Below are 19630 nucleotides of genomic sequence, written 5' to 3'. Positions count from 1 at the left end.
TCGCCACGTAATACTTTTATGCTACCTTACCCAGAGGGCGAGCATAAAGGGCTCAAGCTCGTCCCATGCCGTTCTCAGTTCGGTGGGCTGTGGGTACGCGAACTGATTGTGGACATACTGGTTGAACGTTGTTGTAGAAGCGCTAAACAGGCCGGTGCCGTCCGCGACTTTGATAATGGCTTTCTCGAGCTGCTCGCCGATTCGACCATTGGTGCGCAGAAACCGTGCTAGCTCCTTCAAGCGTTTTGCCAACGGCAAATTATTTGCGACTGCCTCTGGCATGATCTTATTCACGGCTATGTGATGGTCGACACTGAGCTCTACGAATACCCGCAGCGTGACCGCACATGCATTGGTGAAGCTATCCACATCGAGGGCGGTAAGCTCTCGATAGATGGCGTTGATTCTAGGCTGCTGAATCCACAGGAAACAGTTAGCTGGGATCGTGGTGGATCGAGGTTTCAGGGGTTTGACGCGGCTCTTTCGCGCGCCGCCAGAGGCAGCCTGCCCGTTCCCTGGATTCTCTGATGGGGCGGATGTACTAGTGGCATATTCGCCAGCAGGCTCGCTGCTGCCGCCGGCTGCTGACTCATTGGTGCTGTTGGCACCGTTGTCATTCTCTGTGGGAGCAGAAGAGCTGCTCGCTTCTGAGGCGCTGCACGACTGTGTGTCGAGATCACCGAGAGGCAGCTTACTTAGCACAACCGTTTCGGTCAGCCGAGTTGCTGGATCGGGCAGCTCATCCGCCTTAAACTGCTCGATATAGTTGTCGCGGTGCGTCGAATGGTAGACGTCTGTGACCTTGATACGGCCGCTCCGCAGGTCCCGCACTACCTTGGCCAGGCCTTTCATCACTTCAGGCCCAGGAAAGTATGAATAAACTATTCGGGACTTGATCTCAATCCCCAGCTTGTCCTTGATGCTGCGAGCAACAATGATCCTCTGGAGAGTTGAGAAGATTTTCCTATTGTCGTCGGGCAGGGGTGGATGGAGCCTGTCGACGAAGTCGAGAACCTGTCCAGCTTCCTTTCGATTGGTTGGGTCTCCGTGACGGCTCTTCCAGCGGTCCTGGTCGTTACTGTTCCATTCGACTAGACCGACACCATTGTTAGCGCCTGTATGCCTAAGCTCTATCCAGTGCTCAGCCTCTTCTTCGGCCTCATATATGACGCACCATAGCTTCCTGATCGGATTGTCGTGAAACTGGGTGGACATGTCGGTGAGACGCTTGAAGCGCACTGGGGTCAAGACATCGGCTACGATTCGTGGACGCACCAAGGCTTTGATGGCGAGCAGGCGTCGGTTGCCTTCAAGGACACGATACTTGCCAGCGGGTGCGCCTTCCGTAGTCACGATCAGAGATGAACTGCGGTCGGTGCCGTGGATCAGAATATCCTGTGCCAGCCGGAGGAGCTGTGGCCCGAGAAGATCGGCGAGTGCGAGTATGGTCTCCTGCTGATCGGGCTGCGGATCGCCGAGACGGGCATTGAACTGATCGAACAGGAGCTTCGAAACCGCGATGTGCCGTGGCCGGTCATCTGTTGGCCAGTCAGCCATTATCTCCTCCGTAGGCAACTTTACCCTGACGTTAGAATAGCCCTGTGGAGGCTGGTGGTGCGACCGTATATCGATGTATGAGGGGCACTCGGAAGTACAGGTAGGAGTCAGTGCAGACCTATGCTTAGCGTGCATATCAGTCGCTACCGGGGCAATATGCGCGCTGCTGGCCGCGACCGGCCGGAGAGCCGCAGCGCGGCCAGTGAGCGCGCGACCAAGCGGCCCGCCGCAGGCGGGCTGCCCTTGAGACCGTAGAGAAAAGTCTCATCCAGGCGATCTTGACATCGGTCTCCACGCCTCTGAACTGTGGTTATGTCGCCTGGCTGATGTCTGGCGCTGTTGGCTGTGGGTGGTTCAGCCGATGTGCGGGCTGCCGCCTTGGAGGTAGTGGCCGATCCTTAGTCGCATGGAGCGGTCCATGCTGTAGTCGTCGAGCTCGTGCCGAGGTGCCCAGCGCACTTCTCGCGATTCTGAACTCGGAGTTGGCTGGCCACTCATGGCCCGCGCGGTGAGGACGATGGAGAACTCCTGGCGAACCTCGTCGTTGCTGGTGTAGTGGATGACGTGGCGGGGGTCGCTGTAGGTACCGACCAGGCCCGTGATCTCGCAGACGATCCCGGTCTCTTCGAGGGTCTCCCGGATGGCTGCCTGCGGGATGGACTCGCCGAGATCAATGGCGCCGCCGGGGATGGCCCAGTTGCCGTTGTCGGAGCGCCGGATCAGCAACACCTCGCCGACGTCGTTGGTGACCACGACATTCACGGAGGGAACGAGGCTGTTAGGGGCTGGCGCGTCCGGGGCGTTGTGGTGATCGATCCGCTGGCTCACGCCCCAGGAGCCTACTCCGCCGAGAGCTCGTCCTTGGGCTTGTCCGTGTCGCTACTTTGTCCTGCCTCGTGGTCAGTGTTCACGAAGCTGCCCAGGTTAGGGACCGTGTAGACCTTGCCGGCGGCTCTGAGGCGTTCCATGGCCTTGCGTATGGTGGGGCGGGCGACTCCGAACTCTTCCATGAGTTTGACCTCGGAAATCTTGAACTTGGGTCCCCACTCACCGGAGTCGATCCGCACAACGAGGACTTCGAGGATCTGCTCCCAGCGGGAACGGTCCTCGTCGAACTCCCAGGTGCGTGTGTGCTCGACATATCTGGCCACGGTATGAGAGTAGGAGGGCGTTTCACGGCCCTTCATTCCGGATCATGCAGCTCCATGGAACTGCATGGGATAGACAGGGGCTTACAGGCTTGCTAGCTTTGACACATGGTGTTGGTGAGCGAAGGTCCAGGGCCCCTCCGGGTGGGGCTCCGCATAGGCCCTCAGGCTGGTCGCCCCGTGAGGGCGCGCAATGCGGCCAGGGCTGGCTACTCGCTCACCAACGCCTGTCCGGCGCCCGTGGTTTTCGTCGGCCTCGCCGACCACGCCCGGGCCTTCACGCGGCACGGAGGACGGTGAACCTGTGGCGGAGTTCGGTGACTTTCACAGTGTGCATCCCGCCTTGCCTCGGCCGGATGCAGTGCCGGTGGATTGGTCGCCCGTCCAGCGGCGTGCGACTTGTGTCCGAGTTCGGGCCTATACATGCGAGTGCTCGCCTCTGGTCTTCGAGGAGTGCAGAGCCGGTGGGCTGGGGTTCGTGCGTCGGCATGACCGGTCCGTCTCGCCTCCGGTCGTCGTCGAGAGCCCTTGGGTGAAGGTCGGCGACGCCGAGAGGCTTTGGCGGCAGATCATGCAGGGCGAAGCGAGGTGAGGATAGAGCCGAACTGACAACCCGCACACGTAGCGTCACGATTTGCAATTGCGTGTGACGGCATGTTTCCGCAGGTCGAAGACTGACCTGCGGTTTCGCATGCCCGCCGACTGGCAGTTTTTCTGCCAGTGACGCAGGTCACCCGTCTTATCGTCGAAGCAGACGACGAGAAGGAGGGGCGGCGACGTGGCAACAGAGTACGTGACGCAGGGCCAGCGGATCGCGCGGGCTCGTCACCGCAAAGGCTGGGATCAAACGACCCTTGCCGAGAAGGTCGGCAGGTCCGTCTCCTGGTTGTCCAAAGTGGAGAACGGTCGCATGCCGCTCGATCGGATGAGCATTGTTGGCCAGCTCGCCGAGGTGCTCGGGGTGGAGGTCGCCGAGCTGACCGGCCAGCCGTACCAGCACGAGACAGCCGAACTCGACTCCGGGCACGCCGCCGTTCCCGGGCTCCGGCTCGCGCTTCAGCAAGCCTCCCTGCCCAGCGGGGTAGTGCTGTCGGCGCCTGGGGAACCGCGGACGCTTCAGGAGCTGGAGGCCAATGTTCGTCTTGCCGAGCAGCTTCGCCAGGATGCCAAGTTCACCGCGCTGGGCGAGGTGTTGCCCAGGATTCTTACCGACCTGATCGCGATCACGAGCGGCTCGTCGGCCGATCGCGATCGAGCCGAGGCGCTGATGCTGCGGGCGTGCCACATGGCGCGGGTGTCGTCGAACCTGCTCGGGCACCACGACCTGGGCTGGACCGCGGTACAGCGTGAGCTCGTCGCCGCGCAACGGGTCGGTTCGCCCGACCTGATCGCGGCGGCAAGCTGGGACCTGTGCGGGGTGTGGCTGCACGAAGCTCAGCTCGACCCGGCCAAGAGCGCGGCGCTGTCGGCGCTCGATCAGATCGAACCTCATGTCGGGACGGACGACACGATCAAGGCGATGTGGGGTGCGCTGCACCTGCGGGCCGCCGTGGCGTACTCCCGGCTGTGGGATCAGAGAGAGGCGGAAGGCCACCTTGAGGAGGCTCGTCGCGTCGCGGAGATCCTCCCGCGGGACGGCAACGTCTTCCAGACCCAGTTCAACCGGGTCAACACGACCATCCATGCCGTCGAGGTCAGCATGGAGTTGGGCCGGCCTCGCGATGTCATCACCCGGGCCGAACACGTCGAGATCGCCGAGATCGCTTCGTCGGAGCGGCAGGCGCACTACTGGACGTGCACGGCGGCGGGCTACCACATGAACCGGAAGGACAATGAGGCGGCGGACGCCCTGTTGCGCGCCGACCGCATCGCTCCTCAGCACGTCCGTAACCGTCCCTTGGTCCGCAACATCGTGCGTGACCTTCGTGACAGCGGGCGGCTGCACCGTCAGCGCGAGATTCTCAACCTCGCCAAGGTGATGCGGCTGCTCTGATCCCAACAACGGTGGGCCTATCCGCGCATTGGCTCCCCACCCGTCAGGTAACCCGGGGGCGCTTCGGCGTCCTGCCTACACGAATAGGGTAGTACGTGGGTCTCAGTGAGATCGAACGACAGATCTTGCTACGTGAGCTGGCGGAGATCGCGGTCGACCTGGCCGAACTCCAGCGGCGCGCGATCAGGATCTCTTCTAGGCTTGATCAGGACGAGTCCGAGCGTCTAGCTCGTCCAGCCTGACCGTCAGCTTCTGCATGTGCTGGCGGATCTCGCGCAGCTGCTCGGAGATGATGCGGAACTCTTCGCTGTGCTCTCCGGGGGCGGGGGAGACGTCGACGTCGTCGGGGGTACGGGTGACGAAGCTGCCCGACCCCTGGCGGGTCTCGATGAGCCCTTCGTCGCGCAGCACGGCCAGGGCGTTGCCGATGGTCATCATGGCCACGCCGTACTGTTCGGACAGCTCGCGTGCCACGGGGAGTTGCTCTCCCACTGCATACCGGCCTGATGCGATGTCGCGCCGGAGGTCTTCGGCAATCCTCAGGTACGGCCGGCGCCGGTCAGCGGTTGCCATGACTCAACTTTAGCGGTTCTAGGTGCCTAGGTCTCTGGGCAACCTGTAAGCAATCTCAAGCCAAGTTAGCTATCTCGGTTTACAGAGCTAGATACCTAGGTATCTTTGTATCTAGAACATTACCTCAGAAGGAGACCAGCTCTCATGCGCACCATCCCCATCCCTGTCGACACCACCAAGCTCGTGATCACCTGCGTGAAGGCGCCCAAGCCGCGCCTGCTCAACAAGGACACCGGCGAGATCAAGACCGACAAGAACGGCAACACCGTCTACGAGGTCACCGTCTCCGTGGAAGACGAGTTCGGCCGGATCGAACTCGTCAAGATCGGCACCTCGGGCGAGCCCCCGATCGGTGCCGGTCAGCAGGTCAACCCCACGGGCATGGTCGGCTACGTCTGGGAGATCGCCGGCCGGTGGGGCATCTCCTACCGCGCCGCGGCCCTCCTACCGGCTGACACGGAGCCGCTCCGTGTCTGACACCACCCTCCTGCTGCTCGGAGTCCTGGCCGCTTCGGTGGCCGGGCTCTGGGCCTGGCGCCGCTGGCACTACTCGTCGTTCTGGCTCGTGGTCGCCTTTCCGCTGACCGCGATCAGCGTACGAGCCACCTGGCGCAAGGTCGCCCTCGGCTGCAACCTGACCAAGAAGCGGCAGCGCTTCTGGTTCACCACCGTCCCCGGCCTGGTCGCCTCAACCGGCGTCGTCCGCGTCCGGCGCAAGTGGCAGCGCATCGCCGTGGACACCAAGCCGTTCATGTGGCTGCCCAAGCCCACCCGGTACGGCTGGCGGGTCACCCTGCACACCCTTGAGGGCCAGATCCCCGCCGACTACTCCGACGCCGCGGAACGGCTCGCCCACTCCTGGGGCGTGCACGCGATCCGCGTCTCGTCCCCTCGTCCCGGACGGGTCGTCCTGTCCGCCACCGTCCGCGATCCACTCGTCCGGGTCGAAACTCTGCCCACCTCGCCCGAACTGCTCAAGGTCATCGTGGGCCGTCTGGAGACCGGCGGCCCGTGGACCATCGACTTCAAGACCGTCCCGCACTACATCAACGCCGGAGCCACGCAATCCGGCAAGTCCAACCTCGCCAATGCCCTGGTCCAAGGGCTCGCTCCGCAACCGGTCGCGCTGGTCGGCTTCGACCTCAAGGGCGGCGTGGAGTTCACCCCGTACAGCCCTCGCCTCTCAGCGCTGGGCACCACACGAGCCGAATGCGTCGCCCTGCTCGACGACCTCGTCACCCTGATGACCAACCGCATGGCCACCTGCCGCGAGGCCGGCGCCCGCAACATCTGGCAACTCCCGGACGACCAGCGGCCCGTGCCCATCGTCGTCCTGGTCGACGAGTTGGCCGAGCTGTACCTAATGGCCGACAAGAGCGAGAAAGACGAGATCGCCAAGACCTCGACGGCGCTCCTCCGGGTCGCCCAGCTCGGGCGCGCGTTCGGCATCTACCTGTTCTGCTGCGGCCAACGCATCGGCTCCGACCTCGGACCTGGCGTCACCGCCCTGCGTGCCCAGTGCTCCGGGCGGATCTGCCACCGGGTCAACGATCCGGAAACCGCCACCATGACCCTCGGCGACCTCGACCCCGCCGCTCTCGGTTCGGCGCGCGCCATCCCCGCCGAGACACCAGGCGTCGCGATCGTCGCCTCCCAGGACGGCCAGTGGTACCGCGCCCGCTCCTTCTACGTAAGCGAGCAAGCCGCCGAACACGCCGCCACCGCCTACGCCGACCAAACCCCAGCCTGGGCCGACGTCATCTCCGGCCACCCGTCGCAGGTGAGCGACGCCGACCTCGCCGAGTTCCTCAACTCCATCCCGGACCCAAGAGAGGCCTGACGCGATGCGACGCCTCGCCCGCTGGCTGCTCGACACCGGCCCCGTCCTCGTCCTGGCCCTCATCGCCGGTGCCGGGTCCTTCACCCACATCCGCGACACCGCCAGCGACCACGGACAGTCCGGTTGGATGGCCTGGGCGATCGCCGTCTGCATCGACCTCACCTGCGTCATGGCCGCCCGCGAACGCCAACGCGACAAGAAAACCGGCCGCCAGCGGCGCGGCCTGATCTCCTGGCCCGTCCTCGTCCTGACCGGCGGCATCGTCCTGTCCCTGGCCGCAAACCTGCAACAAGCCGACCCGACCGTCTGGGGATGGATCACCGCAGCAACCCCGGCAGCCGCTTTCCTCGTCGCGATCTCCATGCTCGAACGCCGGACGTCCGCCTCTCGTCCCATCTCGTCCCCGGACGTCTCCGAGACGTCCCCGGCAGACGTCTCACCGTCCCGTCCTCGTCCCGAGGACCCTGCGGTGGTCCCCGCCGCTGATCGTCCCGCCCTCGTCCCAGCCCGGGACGGCCAGGACGAACAACCAGGACCGTCCCCGGCACTCGTCGACTACGCCCGTCGGGTGGCCGACGAACACAACGCCAGGCACGGCAAACCCATCACCCGCGACATGCTTCGCGCCCGCCTGGGCGTGTCCAACCAACTCGCCTCCGACCTGCTCCGCACCTTGCGGACCATCTCGGAAGCCACCTGAAAGGCCATCACCATGAGCAACGACCGAGACGCCCTCATCGCCGGACTCATCGCCCTGGCCGGGTTCCTCAAGGCCAACCCTGCGATCCCGGTCTCGGTGGCGCCCGTCATCATCCGCGCTTTCCCCGCCAACGGCCCCGACCACCAGATGCGCGCCGAGGTCGACAAGGTCGCCGCCCTGCTGGGCACGGAGATCGACCCCGACCACCTGCCTCACGGCCACTACATGACCAGCATCGCCTTCGGATCGGTCCGCTACGAATTCACCGCCATCCTCGCCGCCGCCCGCGCCCGCCACGCCGCCGAAGACAGCTACCGCGACTCCATCAAGATCGACAACCTCTAGGAGGTCACCACCATGCGTATCTGCCTCGAAGGGAATCGCGCCGAGATCACCCTCGGCATGATCCACCTGCGCCGGCTCTTCACCGTCACGTCCATGTCGCGGGCCTTCCCCAACCGGAACCGGCCCCGCCACTATCGCCTCTACGTCACGATCACCCCGCGCAAGAGCCACTGACCATGACGACCGAAGACCCCTGGGCCGACTGGCCCCACATCCTCGCCGCCGTCCCGCTCGCTCACTACCGCTGCTGCACCTGCAACGGCTCCGGCCTCGACGCAGATGGCAACACCTGCCACGACTGCACCGGCACCGGCATCGACAACCACGGCGCATAGCCGAGATCCCCTCACCTGGCCACACAACCGCCAAGTTCCGCGCCAGGTGAGGGGCCATCCCACTCCAGATCACATCCGGATAGGACGGATCCCATCTTGCACCACCCACACGCCATAGCCGGGATGATCTCCCGGCTCCATGACCCGAACTACGACCGCTGGGCCTGCCAGATCAAGCGGACCGGCGGCTGTCGCCAGCCCATCCACCTGCGCGGCAAAGTCGAACACTACGACCAGGTCACCGGTCAGCTCCTGCACCGCTACAGCACGACCCGCGAGCCGGACGGCGTCCTGCGCGTGCCGTGCAAGACCCGCCGCGCCACCCGCTGCCCTGCATGCGCCGAGGTCTACCGCGCCGACACCTACCAGCTCATCCGCGCCGGCCTCGTCGGTGGCAAGGGCGTACCCGAGACAGTCAGCGCGCACCCGTGCCTGTTCGTCACCCTCACCGCGCCCTCCTTCGGGGCTGTGCACGTGCGACGGGAGAAGAACGGCAAGGTCCTGCCCTGCCACGCCCGCCGTGACGCCGAGACTTGCCCGCACGGGCAGGTGATGTCCTGCACCGACCGGCACAGCGCCTATGATCCGCGACTCGGTGAGCCGCTCTGCGCCGAGTGCTACGACTACGACGGCTCCGTCCTGTTCAACGCCATCAGCCCCGAGCTATGGCGCCGCTTCACCCTGGCCCTGCGGCGACGCTTCGCCAGACTCAACGGCCTGACCGTCAAGGCCCTGCGCGAACAGGCCAGCATCGCCTTCGCCAAGGTCGCCGAATACCAGCGTCGCGGCGTCGTCCACTTCCACGCCGTCATCCGTCTCGACGGGCCGGATGGCCCCGACTCGCCGCCACCGGCCTGGGCGACGGCCGACGCCCTGGCCCAAGCCGTCCAACACGCGGCAGCGGCAGTCACAGCGGAGATCAAGCCACTGAGCCGCACCTTCCGCTGGGGCACCCAACTCGACGCCCGCCGCATCACCATGGACGGCGAACTGACCGAACAAGCTGTCGCCGCCTACGTGGCAAAGTACGCCACCAAGGCCGCCGAATGCGTCGGCACCCTGGACCGGCGCATCCAACCTCTCGACGACCTGGACGCACTACCTGTGCGCGAGCACGCCCGCCAACTGATCGCCGCCTGCATGCGCCTGGGCACCCACCCCGGCCTGACCGACCTCCGGCTCACCCACTGGGCCCACATGCTCGGCTTCCGCGGCCACTTCTCCACCAAGAGCCGGCAATACTCCACCACCCTCGGCGCCCTGCGCGCTGCCCGAGAAGACCACATGCGCGGCCAGGAGATCACCACGGGGCGGCTTCCCCTCTTCGATGAGGACACCGTCCTGGTCATCGCCCACTGGCAGTACGCCGGACAAGGCCTATCCGTCGGTGACCAGATACTTGCGGCGGCTATCACCAACACGCCCCTGGCGGTGGGCTGCCCATGACGCGGCTACTCCTCACGGTCCCCGAGGCAGCTGAAGCCCTGGCCATATCGCGCAGCAAGCTCTACCAACTGCTCGCCACCGGCGCTGTCGACTCCATCCGCATCGACGGCTCCCGCCGCATCCCCGTCTCCGCCCTCACCGACTACATCGCCCACCTGACCAGGAAGGAGATCGCCGTATGACCAAGACACTCGTCGGCACCCCGGACGAGCAACCGCGCAAGAAGAAGACACCCAAACTGCGCGACGGCGTCATGAAGCGCGGCACCACCTGGTCATACGTGATCAGAGTCCGCGACCCCGAAACGGGGGAGAGCAAGCCTCGATGGGTGGGCGGCTTCGTCACTGAGGACGATGCCAAGGCCGCTCGCGATGAAGCACGGGTCAAGGCCCACCGTGGCGAGTACGTCGACCGCAACACCATCACGGTCCGCGAGTATCTCGACGAGTGGATCGAGGCCCACGCGGTCGAGATCAAGCCCAAGACGCTGGCCGACTACCGGCACATGATCAACCGGTACATCAAGCCCAACATCGGCACCCTGCGACTGCAGGCCGTTCGGGCGTCCTCGATCACGAAGCTGTACCGGGATCTACGGGCCAGCGGCGGCAAGGACGGACGGCCGCTCTCCTCGCGCACGGTCGACTACGTCCACGCCGTGCTCCGGAAAGCCTTTCGCGATGCCGTGAACGTCGACGAGATCCTGTCATCCAGTCCTGTCGAGAAGGCCAAGCGTCCACGCCGTGAGATCAGCGAGCCCGGCACGGTCTGGACGACGGACCAGCTCAAGACATTCCTCCTCGCTGCTCGTGAGCACCGCCTCTGGCCTTTCTTCCACGTCGCGGCCTACACCGGTGCCCGCCGAGGCGAACTGCTGCACCTTCGCTGGTCTGACGTCGATCTCGACTCCAAGCAGATCACCATCCGCGGCTCGGCCTCGTTCATCGATGGGAAGCGGGTCGAGGGCACCACAAAGAGCGGCCGTAAGCGCGTTGTGAGCCTCGATGAGCGGACGGTCCAAGTCTTCCGTGCACAGCGCTCCCAGCAGGCCGCAGATAAGCTCCAACTCGGCCCTGAGTGGCGCGGTACGGGCGACCATGTGTTCACGACTGGATGGGGCGAGCCCGTTCACCCCGACACGCTCAGCTCGCTCTTCCCGATCCTGACAAAGCGCTACAACCAGGCAAACCCACGCACGCCGCTACCGCACGCCCGCCTCCACGATCTCCGCCACATCCACGCCACGACCCTGCTTGTGGCCGGTGTTCCGATCCACGTCGTCGCGGGCCGGCTTGGCCACGCCGACCCCTCGATCACGCTTCGCGTGTACGCGCACGTGATCCGCGCCGCTGAAGCCTCGGCAGCCGACATCTTCGCGGAAGCGATCGGCGAGTGAGAAGGACCGGTGCTGCAAGGTCCCGAGATCGTCCTGATAAACACTAAGGCCCGCTCCCAGGAACCCCTGGATACCGGGCTTTCTGCTGTGCGGCTCGGAGCTCGAACTCCCAACCTTGTGCTGTGCAAGTTGGGAGTTCGCTCATGGAGGGGACTTGGCCGACTTGCGCGGTAGATGTGGCTCGGTGCACTGTGATCACGGGAGGTGGTGTTGCTGCGTGGTGCTGCTGTACAGCCACACAGGCTAGATCTAAACCCAATGGATCACTGAAAGTCACCGGACACTATGCCTGCCACGAACTCGTGCCACTCGCGCTCGCTGACGACAAGCGCAGGGTCGCCACCTTGCTTGGAATCTCGGATACCGATCCGGTTCCCTGACTTCGCCACTTCAACGCAGCTTGTGCCGTCAGTGCACGCCTTGCTTCTCTGCCACGTCGCATTCGTGAAGTCCGCGCTCATCCGTCTCTGACACCTCTCTAGAACTGCCTGGGTTGTTCAGTGTCCAACCTCAACCCGGCCTGCGATCTTCGCCAGGAACTCGTGCCAGTCTTGGATGTCAAGCATCGGGCTCTGATCGCCCAGCGTGGAGTTCCGGATGGCAACCCGCGCTCCTGGGAGGCTCGCGACCTCTACGCAGTTTCTACCGTTTGGGCAGTACTTACTTTTGCGCCAGTCTACGCTGGCAGGGCTTGCACTCATCTATCTTGCCCTCTGGCTATAGGTGTTGGCATCCATGGAAACAAGAATCGGGATGGTACACAAGTCTGGATCGTGGTGATCTGGCATGGCAGGTGACCCCGCTGCACGTAGACGATTCGCTCGCCGGCTCCTCATTGCCCTTGCCGTGATTTCGATCATGGCGGGGATTCTTCTCGGCGCCCCGTTTTTACTTCTACGCGTGGGGCGAACCGACCGTGAGAGCTGGGCCATGCTTAGTGATATAGGGGAGGCCTATGGTGGTGTCGCGTCTGTCTTCGGGATGCTTGCCCTGGTGGGTGTTGCCGCTTCTTTGGTCCTCCAGTCCCGTGAGGCCGCGGCAAACCGTGAACTTGCCCAACGCACCATTCATACCGATCTTCTGATCAAGGCTCTTGACGATCCGGCGCTCCGTGCATGCTGGGGCCCCTCCTTCCACAATGATGACGAGCGAGACCGAGAGCACCTCTACACCAATCTGATTGTCTCGTTCTGGCGTTCGATGTTCGAGATAGGGAAGATCACCGAAGTGCAGTTGCATGCCCTTGCGGGAGAATTGTTCGCGGGCGCCCCAGGGCGAAGATACTGGACTGTAGCTGGACCTCATCAAGGCGCCCGTTATGTCACAAAAAGAGATCGCAGGTTCGTTCAGATCCTTAATCGGGCCTACGCTGAGGCATCCATCGGCGATCCTCAAACCCGTACAAATCCGGAGCCGGTCATGCGTGAGATGACTCGCGATCGATCGGCGATGGCGGCCCTCGGCGCCGGGTTCATAGTGGGAGTTCTGATCTCAGGCGCGGTTTCTGTGGTGCGGCGACGGCGGTACTCAGACTGAATTCGTAGCCCGACATCAGCGCACTGTGCACAAGCCGTCTGAGCATCGGTGGTCACCGGACTGTTCGCGACCGGAGGGCCGGAGGTGGCAGGAATGGTCGGACACTCCCCGTGCACGGTCAACTACGCGAACGTCGGACTTTGGAAGGCTCTACTACGCCGAGAAGGTCGGTGAGATTCTGTCGTCCAGTTCGGTCGAGAAAATCAAGCTCTCGCCAGAAGCTCGGCAGCCTCGGGCGGTGTTCCGATCTGCGTTGTAGCCCGACTTGGGCGCGCAGACCCCTCGATCACCCTCCAGGTCTACACCCGCGTGTTCCGCGCCGCTGAAGCATAGCCGCCGACACCTTCGCCGAAGCGATCGGCGAGTGGGGAGGACCCGTGTTAGCAGGGGTGTTAGCAAGATCTCGAGATTGTCCTGACAAATGCAAAGGCCCGCTCCAGGATGTCCCTGGTGGCGGGCCTTGATGCTGTGCGCGGCCGACAGGAGTCGAACCCGTAACCTTCTGATCCGTAGTCAGATGCTCTATCCATTGAGCTACGGCCGCTTGCGATCGCCGCCCTGACCTGCTTGATCCTGGCGACATGAAGACTCTACCAGAGTCGTACGGTGCTTTTAGCCCGTCTGACCGCAGGCCCAGGGTTGCCATGCCGGTACAAGACGAAGCAGAATGAAGCATCGCGGTACGGGACGGCAGATGCGCGTCCGTAGCTCCGAGCCCGAGAGGTCTGACGCGTGCCAGACAACGTCATCGAATTCAACCCGGAACGACGCTCCCGGCGACGAACGAGCGCGGCCAGCCGCGCAATCCCCGTCCCACGCGGAGCCCACCTGAACGTATGCCTGGATTCGTGGGAGCTCGCCCTGCGAGCAAAGAACGTCGCCGAGAAGACGTTCCGCTCCTACACGGACACGGCGAAAGCATTCATCGAATACCTGGAAAGCAACTCTTTGCCCTGCGATGCCGAAGGGGTCCAGGCGGCGCACGTGCAGGCGTTCATCGTCCGCGAAATCCACCGCACCAGCCCGGCCTCCGCCGACGTGCACTTCCGCAACCTCAGGGTGTGGTGGAACTGGATGTGCTCGCCAGAGATCGCCGAACGCACCACCCTGTCGCCGGTGCTGAAAGGTGACCGGCCGAAGGTGCCGGCCAAGGTGCGCCGGTACATCACCGAAGCCGAGCAGCGCCGCATCCTGGCAACGGCCAGCTCGAACAGCTTCGAGGACCGGCGGGATAGGGCGTTGTTGACGATCCTGTACGACGCCGGGCCGCGGGCGACCGGCATCACCAACACCCGCTACACGCCGAGAAACCCGGACGCGCACGATGTGGACCTGAAAGGCAAGCGGATCCGCATCATCCTGAAGGGTGGCGACGAGCACTGGGTGCCCCTCGGTGCGGAATCTGTCAGGGTCCTGGACCGCTATGTGCGCGCCAGGAGCGCCCACAGTAAGGCGCACACGTCGCCGTGGCTGTGGTTGGGCATCCAGGGTCGGGGAACGCATCATTTCACGTCTGAAGGGCTTCGGGACATGCTGGCGCGGCGGGCGGAGCTGGCCGGGATCGGCTGGAAGCCCACACCGCACGACTATCGCGGCACTGCGACGCACCAGCTGCTCCGCGACGGCGCCAGCAAGGATGCCGTGCAACGCATCCTTGGCTGGAAGACGGCCGACATGGTCGATCACTACGGGGACGCGCTCGCCGACGAACGCGCCCGTGAGATTCACGCCCGCCACTCGCCGGCCGACCGTCTCGCGGCGGGGAAGCCGCGATGACGGATCGGTGACGGATCCGTCATCGCCTGAATTCGCGTCCTGACCTGCAAGGATGCGCACCCATAGTTCATGATCGTGACGGGTGACAGTTTTTCTCCGGTTAACGCCTTACGCGTGTGTGCGCGCGCGTATACGTGCGCACGCAATCAGGTGAACGGGAGAGAATCTGTCATCCGTCACGATCATGGCCACGTTTCGGACGTTTGCGCAGGTGGGTGCCTGTTTCCTGGCTGTGACGGATGTGTCATGGCCGGAACTGTGACGCCTGGGATAGGTGTTTTCCTTCCGTCTCGCGTCAAATGGGAAGAAAAGCACCACCGGAAGGGGTGACTCGCGGTCGTTGATCCGTTACGATACGGAGTCCGGTGGAGTCAAGCCCAAGGCGAGGGATCCCGAGCACCCGCACGGCGGTGGGGGCCTCACCTCTGCAGGGCGGTGGCCGCCGGCCGCCGTGCGGGGCACCCATGCACGGGACAGCGACCCCGGTGGCGCGAGGGTCGACCCCGTGCAGTCCCGGCCCTACCCGATCAATCAGGGCCTATCCGCTCGGATAGGTTTCCGTCCCCCAGCAGGCGGAGCGCCTGACCGGAATGTGGGCATTCGTGCACGTATTCGAACATTTGTGGTGCTCGGATGGCTCCGGTACCAGATCGCCGCCTGTCAAGACGGCCGGTACACATCTTTCACCAGGCGGGGAGGCGTCGTACAGTACTCCAGCCGCCCTGCAAAACGGCACCGACCGAATCAATGACGATGAGGTCGATGGGGGAAGGACTACACGTTGGCCCGACGACACACCCTCATCCGGATCGCGATCGCCGGCACCGTCGCCCTGTGGGCGGCAACGATCGCATCAGCAGTCACCGAGGTCGGCAACAACCGGCTGCACCTGACGCTCCTCACTGGATCGTTCCTAGCAGCCGTCGCCACCCTCACCATGCTGAAGATGCTCGTCATTGACGCGCGGCTCCGCGTCGTCGCCGGCGAGCTGCACGACGCGGTCTCGCAGGCCGCGGACGAGCTCCACAGCGCGGTCGCCGAAACGGGGGAGGTCCTACGCCAGGACCGGCAGGCGATCGTCGCAGTGCGCGCCCTTACCGCCGAACTGGTGGCGGCCAGGGAGCAGGAGCATAAGAAGGTCGCCTAGGTGCTGGGTCCTCGACGGCTCTGGGCCGTTTCGGCGTCTTCCCCGCCGATGGCCGTCGAGGAATCCACGCCCGCGGAGTCTCGGGTCACCTTGAGCTCTTCCGGTTCGGCAAGCCCGGTCAGCACCAGCACCTCCCCGAGGGTCCGCCCGGTCTCCTCGCCGGCCTCCCGCAAGGCGTCAAGCTGCTGCTCAGCCAGCGGGCGCTGAAAGTGCTTCACCTGGACATGGATCTCGCCCGCCCGGCCCCGCATGCGGATCACGCCTGCCCGGCCTTGGACGACGACGTCAACGGCAGAGTCGGCCTGGGCGTCGGGTGGTGTCAGGTTGGCTAGGCGCATGGCGTCTTCGTAGGACATGCGGATCCTGGCCGCGACCTTCTTCACGGTGCGGGTGATCGGCTTGTTTTCCTGGATGGCGAGGCGGTCGTAGGAGCGTCGACCGATGCCGATCTGCGCGACCCAGTCGAATTTGCTGACGCCCTCTTTGGCGCGTTGTTGTTCGGCGGCCAGCCAGAGGGGGCGGCCCGGCGGCCCTTCGGATCGTCCCTGGTCCGTCATGTACCGCATTGAATCATGTTGCTTCATAACCCGCCTAGTCAGGGGTTGTAAAAACTTACTGCTCCGCCATGGAACCTCATGCGCCGTATTGCGCCATCGCGCGACTTGTGTGTACCGTCTTGGGACGCAATGGTTCACAGATGGACGTGAGGCTTCATGGATTTGACGTTCGCCCAAGCGTGCGACCGGCTCGGTATCAGCCGGTCCACCGCCAACCGATGGATGCAGAACGGCCGCCTGGCCGGTGTGAAGCGGCACCGGTGCGGTGTCGTCTGCACCGATCCGGCCGTCTGCAAGCACACCGGCGCCTGGGAGTTCACCGAGGCCCAGATCGCGGCCGCCCTCCAGCCCTCCGAGACGGGGCTGTGATGGCGACCGCGGAGCGCCGCTCCGCCGCCGCCCGCAAGGCGGTCAGGACGTCGTGGGTGAACACCACGGACCGGCGGGCCCGCACCCAGGCCGCCACCCAGGCGTCCCCCGTATCGCTCGACTACTGGATCGCCCGGCTGCGGTCGGAGCGCGAGTACGCGACGGAACAGGACCTGCTCAAGGCCGCCGAGACCGCGCTCAGCCTCGTCATGTCCGAGCGCGGCCGGGCCGGTGCCGAGTCCCGTCGCCGCAACAAGGCGGCCAAGCAGGAGGCGGCCCGCCTGGCGGCCTCCGCCTGAAACCCCCTGAAAGGAGGGGAACCCATGTCCCAGAACACCACGGTCGACCGGAAGTTGTCCCGCGGCAAGGTGGCGCGGATGGCCGGGGTCGACCCGCTCACCGTCACCCGCTGGGCCAACGCCGGCAAGCTCACCGCCGAACGCACCCCGGGCGGCCACCGCCGCTACCGCGAGTCCGAGGTGCGCGCCCTCATGGCCAGGAGGTCCCGGTGACCTTCCAGGAGCTGCAGCCCGGCCAGCTGGTGCGGATCGCCCGCATCCACGCCCTCCTGGGCGAGCTGGCCCCGGTCGTGCAGGTGGAGGCCGACATGCACCAGTGCACGGACGGCACCTGCGGGTGCTGGGTCGTCACCACGCGCGACATCGAGACCGGCCGCGCCCGCCCGTACCACCGGCCGGCGGATTTCCCGGTCACCGTCATCACCCCCGCCGCCTGAGGAGGCACCCCTTGATCCGCGATATCCACGTCCAGCAGCTGCGCGACCTGGTCGAGCAGACGGAGCGCGACCTGGCCGGGTACCGGTACCTGCTCGGCGTGGCCGAGCAGGGCGCGCGGGCCGGCCAGGTCATGCCCGACCCGCTCATGCCCGCCGCCACCCCGTGGCCGGCCCCGCTGTCGGAGCCGTGGCCGCATGCCCCAGAGCAGGTCCGGCCCCGCGAACCGCACCCGGCCGCCGGGCGGGAGCCGTACCCGGCCGACGGCGGGACGCCCATCTTCGACGGGACACTCCCGCCCCAGCAGGAGGCGCACCTGGGGACGATCACCTCCGAGCACGACGCCTACGCCCAGACCACGCGGGCGCGCGACGAAGAGCAGAAATGGCAGCAGGCATGAACAACGGCACGATCAGCGTGGAACGCGTCTACTTCGGCGACAACCCGAAGCTGCACGAGAAGAAGCGGACCGCCGTCAACGGGGTGCTCGTCGAGCGCGACGGCCGCAGCATCCGCCTCCTGGGCCGCACCTGGCCGATCACGACGGCCAGGATGGTCGCCGCCGCCCTCCTGGAATTGGCGGAAGCGGCCGAAGTCGAGCCGGACCCCGAGCTGTTGTCCGCCTTGATGGACACGGTCGAGGAGCACCTTCGCGCGGATAACGATCCTGAGGACATGGCTCGCGACATCCTGGCCGTCTTCAACGTGGAGAAGCGGAGGGAGTCGTGACCGAGGCCGCCTTCTTCGCGTTCGCCGTCGCCCTCGCCGCGGTCAGGCTCGGCGTGTACGCCGCCCGGATGCGGCGCTGGCTGGAGGTCGGCATCTGCCTCGTCGCCGCCGGCCTGTGCTGCTTCCTCGCCGTCGCCGCCTCCACCCCCTCCATCCCGGTGTGGGTGGCCATCGTCGCAGCCTGGGTCGTCGTCGTCCTGGCCGGCCTCGCCGCCTGGTCTCTCATCAGGCACCTGGAGAAGCAGCACACCGGCGAGGACACCCGGTGATGGCCGACAAGACCGGCATCGAATGGACCGATGCCACCTGGAACCCCGTCCGCGGCTGCACGAAGGTCAGCCCCGGCTGCGACAACTGCTATATGGAACGGGTCGGCAAGAAGCGGGCGGGCCGGGACCTCGACGGCCGCGAGTGGAACGAGTACCCCGAGCCCGCCACGGCAGGTGCCAGATGATGCGGCCGAAGGACATCGGCACCGCCGCAGAGACCGCCGTCGTGCGCACGCTCCGCCGGCTCGGCTTCCCGTACGCGGAGCGGCGCGCGCTGGCCGGCGCCCACGACCTGGGTGACATCACTGGGTGTCCCGGCGTCGTGTGGGAGGTGAAGGGCGGCCAGCAGACCCGCCAGCCGTCCGACGAGCAGGTGGCCAAGTGGATGGCCGAAACCGAGGAGGAACGCGCCAACGCGCGCGCGACCGTCGGCGTGCTCGTGCTGCAGCGGCACGGGGTCGGCCCCGACAACGCGCACCGCTGGTGGGCGTACCTGCGGGGCGACGACTGGATCGCCGGAATGGGCCGCGACTACCCGATCCGGCTGCTGCTGTCGGACGCATGCGTGGTGCTGCGCAACGCCGGATACGGCGACCCCCTGGAGGAGGCGCGGTGAAGCGTCGCCCGATCATGATGCAGCTCGCCTTCATCCGCAGCGAGAAGCAAGTCACCCAGCGCCAGCTCGCGAAGACCCTGTTCCTGAATCCCCAGGCAGTCAGCAAGCGCGAGACCGGCCTCCATATGCCCACTCTCGCCGAAGTCGACCGCCAGGCCAGGGCGCTCGGCTACCGCCTGGCCCTCGTTCCCCTGCAAGGAGACGCTCCGTGATCGTCGACTGGTTCCGCAGCCGTAGGCAGCTGCTCGACGAGCTGACGGAGGCGCGCGAGCAGGCTGTCACCGCCGACAAGATGCTGGACGTCGCCGTCGCCGACCGCGACCACTACCTGAAACTGCTGCGCACCGAACAGTCCAAGCATCAGGCCACACAGCAGCTCCTCGAATCGCTGGAGCTGGAGCAGGGCGCCGACGCCGTGTTTGCGCCGGCCCGGCCGCGCACCTTCGAGGAGGAGCTGGCGGCGGCCCACGCGCACGCGGCCGCCCTGGAGGCGCTGGTGCAGCGGTTGCAGGTGGCGAACATGGCGGCCGACCGCCGGTAGCCCGCGTCGCATGGTGAAGCAGA

General features: G+C 65.4%; 31 protein-coding genes and 1 tRNA gene. 24 read left to right on the top strand and 8 right to left on the bottom strand.

All coding sequences use genetic code 11. The features are described 5' to 3' along the window. Nucleotides 1–21: 21 nt before the first annotated feature. From ABZS69_RS34590 to ABZS69_RS34580, 3 genes are all read right to left on the bottom strand, one after another. Nucleotides 22–1557 carry a hypothetical protein gene (locus ABZS69_RS34590; protein WP_355379590.1) on the bottom strand — a complete coding sequence of 512 codons (1536 nt, stop codon included), beginning with the start codon at nt 1555–1557 and terminating at the stop codon, nt 22–24. Nucleotides 1558–1911: 354 nt separating this feature from the next. Continuing rightward, on the bottom strand, nt 1912–2385 hold the full coding sequence (locus tag ABZS69_RS34585) for an NUDIX domain-containing protein (RefSeq protein WP_355379589.1): 474 nt from the start codon (nt 2383–2385) through the stop codon (nt 1912–1914). An 11-nt stretch (nt 2386–2396) separates the two neighbouring features. Next, nucleotides 2397–2708, bottom strand: coding sequence for a winged helix-turn-helix domain-containing protein (locus ABZS69_RS34580; protein ID WP_355379588.1), 312 nt, complete (start codon nt 2706–2708; stop codon nt 2397–2399). Between the two features lie 775 nt (nt 2709–3483). On the opposite strand from ABZS69_RS34580, the gene ABZS69_RS34575 reads away from it, so the two are divergent. Beyond that, nucleotides 3484–4698, top strand: a complete 1215-nt coding sequence (locus ABZS69_RS34575; protein ID WP_355379587.1) for a helix-turn-helix transcriptional regulator — start codon at nt 3484–3486, stop codon at nt 4696–4698. Nucleotides 4699–4893: 195 nt separating this feature from the next. Here ABZS69_RS34575 and ABZS69_RS34570 read toward each other — a convergent pair whose 3' ends face one another. Then, on the bottom strand, nt 4894–5271 hold the full coding sequence (locus tag ABZS69_RS34570) for a winged helix-turn-helix domain-containing protein (protein ID WP_355379586.1): 378 nt from the start codon (nt 5269–5271) through the stop codon (nt 4894–4896). A gap of 144 nt (nt 5272–5415) precedes the next feature. Between ABZS69_RS34570 and ABZS69_RS34565 the strand changes: the two genes are divergently transcribed. The 9 genes from ABZS69_RS34565 to ABZS69_RS34525 all read left to right on the top strand — a co-directional run bounded on the left by ABZS69_RS34565 (nt 5416) and on the right by ABZS69_RS34525 (nt 11333). Then, entirely contained in the window at nt 5416–5748 is a 333-nt protein-coding gene (locus tag ABZS69_RS34565; RefSeq protein WP_355379584.1) for a hypothetical protein, read from the top strand. Next, nucleotides 5741–7111, top strand: a complete 1371-nt coding sequence (locus tag ABZS69_RS34560; protein ID WP_355379583.1) for an FtsK/SpoIIIE domain-containing protein — start codon at nt 5741–5743, stop codon at nt 7109–7111. Before ABZS69_RS34565 ends, ABZS69_RS34560 begins: the two co-directional genes overlap by 8 nt. 4 nt (nt 7112–7115) lie before the next feature. Continuing rightward, the gene (locus ABZS69_RS34555) at nt 7116–7811 is read left to right on the top strand and encodes a DUF2637 domain-containing protein (protein ID WP_355379582.1); all 696 of its coding nucleotides are present in this window, start codon (nt 7116–7118) and stop codon (nt 7809–7811) included. 12 nt (nt 7812–7823) lie between these two features. Beyond that, entirely contained in the window at nt 7824–8156 is a 333-nt protein-coding gene (locus ABZS69_RS34550; RefSeq protein ID WP_355379581.1) for a hypothetical protein, read from the top strand. A gap of 12 nt (nt 8157–8168) precedes the next feature. Further along, complete coding sequence (locus ABZS69_RS34545) at nt 8169–8330, top strand: hypothetical protein (RefSeq protein WP_355379580.1); 162 nt, start codon at nt 8169–8171, stop codon at nt 8328–8330. Nucleotides 8331–8332: 2 nt separating this feature from the next. After that, a complete protein-coding gene (locus ABZS69_RS34540; protein ID WP_355379579.1) occupies nt 8333–8491 on the top strand; it encodes a hypothetical protein in 159 nt (52 codons plus the stop codon). A 123-nt stretch (nt 8492–8614) separates the two neighbouring features. Continuing rightward, nucleotides 8615–9937, top strand: coding sequence for a replication initiator (locus tag ABZS69_RS34535; RefSeq protein ID WP_355379578.1), 1323 nt, complete (start codon nt 8615–8617; stop codon nt 9935–9937). Continuing rightward, nucleotides 9934–10119, top strand: coding sequence for a helix-turn-helix domain-containing protein (locus ABZS69_RS34530; RefSeq protein ID WP_355379577.1), 186 nt, complete (start codon nt 9934–9936; stop codon nt 10117–10119). The genes ABZS69_RS34535 and ABZS69_RS34530 overlap by 4 nt, the downstream gene beginning before the upstream one ends. Then, complete coding sequence (locus ABZS69_RS34525; protein WP_355379576.1) at nt 10116–11333, top strand: site-specific integrase; 1218 nt, start codon at nt 10116–10118, stop codon at nt 11331–11333. The genes ABZS69_RS34530 and ABZS69_RS34525 overlap by 4 nt, the downstream gene beginning before the upstream one ends. Nucleotides 11334–11596: 263 nt before the next feature. Here the strand turns inward: ABZS69_RS34525 and ABZS69_RS34520 are convergent, their stop codons facing one another. Together ABZS69_RS34520 and ABZS69_RS34515 are read right to left on the bottom strand one after the other, a co-directional pair. Then, on the bottom strand, nt 11597–11794 hold the full coding sequence (locus ABZS69_RS34520; protein WP_355379575.1) for a DUF397 domain-containing protein: 198 nt from the start codon (nt 11792–11794) through the stop codon (nt 11597–11599). Between the two features lie 36 nt (nt 11795–11830). Beyond that, nucleotides 11831–12034, bottom strand: a complete 204-nt coding sequence (locus tag ABZS69_RS34515) for a DUF397 domain-containing protein (RefSeq protein WP_355379574.1) — start codon at nt 12032–12034, stop codon at nt 11831–11833. A gap of 85 nt (nt 12035–12119) precedes the next feature. Here ABZS69_RS34515 and ABZS69_RS34510 point away from each other — a divergent pair, with 85 nt between their 5' ends. Further along, the gene (locus tag ABZS69_RS34510) at nt 12120–12869 is read left to right on the top strand and encodes a DUF6082 family protein (protein ID WP_355379573.1); all 750 of its coding nucleotides are present in this window, start codon (nt 12120–12122) and stop codon (nt 12867–12869) included. Between the two features lie 471 nt (nt 12870–13340). Here the strand turns inward: ABZS69_RS34510 and ABZS69_RS34505 are convergent. After that, nucleotides 13341–13413: transfer RNA gene (locus tag ABZS69_RS34505), tRNA-Arg, on the bottom strand. A 188-nt stretch (nt 13414–13601) separates the two neighbouring features. Between ABZS69_RS34505 and ABZS69_RS34500 the strand changes: the two genes are divergently transcribed. Both ABZS69_RS34500 and ABZS69_RS34495 read left to right on the top strand, forming a co-directional pair. Continuing rightward, the gene (locus tag ABZS69_RS34500) at nt 13602–14645 is read left to right on the top strand and encodes a tyrosine-type recombinase/integrase (RefSeq protein WP_355379572.1); all 1044 of its coding nucleotides are present in this window, start codon (nt 13602–13604) and stop codon (nt 14643–14645) included. 781 nt (nt 14646–15426) lie between these two features. Continuing rightward, the gene (locus tag ABZS69_RS34495) at nt 15427–15792 is read left to right on the top strand and encodes a hypothetical protein (protein WP_355379571.1); all 366 of its coding nucleotides are present in this window, start codon (nt 15427–15429) and stop codon (nt 15790–15792) included. On the opposite strand, the gene ABZS69_RS34490 is transcribed toward ABZS69_RS34495, so the two are convergent. Then, nucleotides 15789–16349: a hypothetical protein gene (locus tag ABZS69_RS34490; RefSeq protein WP_355379570.1), complete on the bottom strand. Its 561-nt coding sequence runs from the start codon at nt 16347–16349 to the stop codon at nt 15789–15791. The genes ABZS69_RS34495 and ABZS69_RS34490 overlap by 4 nt on opposite strands. A gap of 156 nt (nt 16350–16505) precedes the next feature. Here ABZS69_RS34490 and ABZS69_RS34485 point away from each other — a divergent pair, with 156 nt between their 5' ends. From ABZS69_RS34485 to ABZS69_RS34435, 11 genes are read left to right on the top strand one after another with little or no spacing between them, the layout of a single operon-like run. Then, a complete protein-coding gene (locus ABZS69_RS34485) occupies nt 16506–16718 on the top strand; it encodes a helix-turn-helix domain-containing protein (protein ID WP_355379569.1) in 213 nt (70 codons plus the stop codon). Further along, entirely contained in the window at nt 16718–17017 is a 300-nt protein-coding gene (locus ABZS69_RS34480) for a hypothetical protein (protein ID WP_355379568.1), read from the top strand. The genes ABZS69_RS34485 and ABZS69_RS34480 overlap by 1 nt, the downstream gene beginning before the upstream one ends. A 24-nt stretch (nt 17018–17041) precedes the next feature. Beyond that, nucleotides 17042–17230, top strand: a complete 189-nt coding sequence (locus ABZS69_RS34475) for a helix-turn-helix domain-containing protein (protein ID WP_355379567.1) — start codon at nt 17042–17044, stop codon at nt 17228–17230. Further along, nucleotides 17227–17454: a hypothetical protein gene (locus tag ABZS69_RS34470; RefSeq protein WP_355379566.1), complete on the top strand. Its 228-nt coding sequence runs from the start codon at nt 17227–17229 to the stop codon at nt 17452–17454. The genes ABZS69_RS34475 and ABZS69_RS34470 overlap by 4 nt, the downstream gene beginning before the upstream one ends. Before the next feature lie 11 nt (nt 17455–17465). Continuing rightward, nucleotides 17466–17852, top strand: coding sequence for a hypothetical protein (locus ABZS69_RS34465; protein WP_355379565.1), 387 nt, complete (start codon nt 17466–17468; stop codon nt 17850–17852). Continuing rightward, nucleotides 17837–18181 carry a hypothetical protein gene (locus ABZS69_RS34460; protein WP_355379564.1) on the top strand — a complete coding sequence of 115 codons (345 nt, stop codon included), beginning with the start codon at nt 17837–17839 and terminating at the stop codon, nt 18179–18181. Before ABZS69_RS34465 ends, ABZS69_RS34460 begins: the two co-directional genes overlap by 16 nt. Then, nucleotides 18178–18450 carry a hypothetical protein gene (locus tag ABZS69_RS34455; protein WP_355379563.1) on the top strand — a complete coding sequence of 91 codons (273 nt, stop codon included), beginning with the start codon at nt 18178–18180 and terminating at the stop codon, nt 18448–18450. The genes ABZS69_RS34460 and ABZS69_RS34455 overlap by 4 nt, the downstream gene beginning before the upstream one ends. Then, nucleotides 18450–18635, top strand: a complete 186-nt coding sequence (locus ABZS69_RS34450) for a DUF5131 family protein (RefSeq protein ID WP_355379562.1) — start codon at nt 18450–18452, stop codon at nt 18633–18635. The genes ABZS69_RS34455 and ABZS69_RS34450 overlap by 1 nt, the downstream gene beginning before the upstream one ends. Continuing rightward, nucleotides 18632–19066: a hypothetical protein gene (locus ABZS69_RS34445; protein WP_355379561.1), complete on the top strand. Its 435-nt coding sequence runs from the start codon at nt 18632–18634 to the stop codon at nt 19064–19066. The genes ABZS69_RS34450 and ABZS69_RS34445 overlap by 4 nt, the downstream gene beginning before the upstream one ends. Then, nucleotides 19063–19278, top strand: coding sequence for a helix-turn-helix transcriptional regulator (locus tag ABZS69_RS34440; protein WP_355379560.1), 216 nt, complete (start codon nt 19063–19065; stop codon nt 19276–19278). The genes ABZS69_RS34445 and ABZS69_RS34440 overlap by 4 nt, the downstream gene beginning before the upstream one ends. Next, nucleotides 19275–19607: a hypothetical protein gene (locus ABZS69_RS34435; protein WP_355379558.1), complete on the top strand. Its 333-nt coding sequence runs from the start codon at nt 19275–19277 to the stop codon at nt 19605–19607. Before ABZS69_RS34440 ends, ABZS69_RS34435 begins: the two co-directional genes overlap by 4 nt. The last annotated feature ends 23 nt before the right edge of the window (nt 19608–19630 follow it).

It is taken from the genome of Nonomuraea sp. NPDC005650 (genome assembly GCF_040605375.1).
In the GTDB taxonomy this organism is placed as follows: Bacteria; Actinomycetota; Actinomycetes; order Streptosporangiales; family Streptosporangiaceae; genus Nonomuraea.
This window is presented reverse-complemented; position numbering and strand designations above follow the sequence as displayed.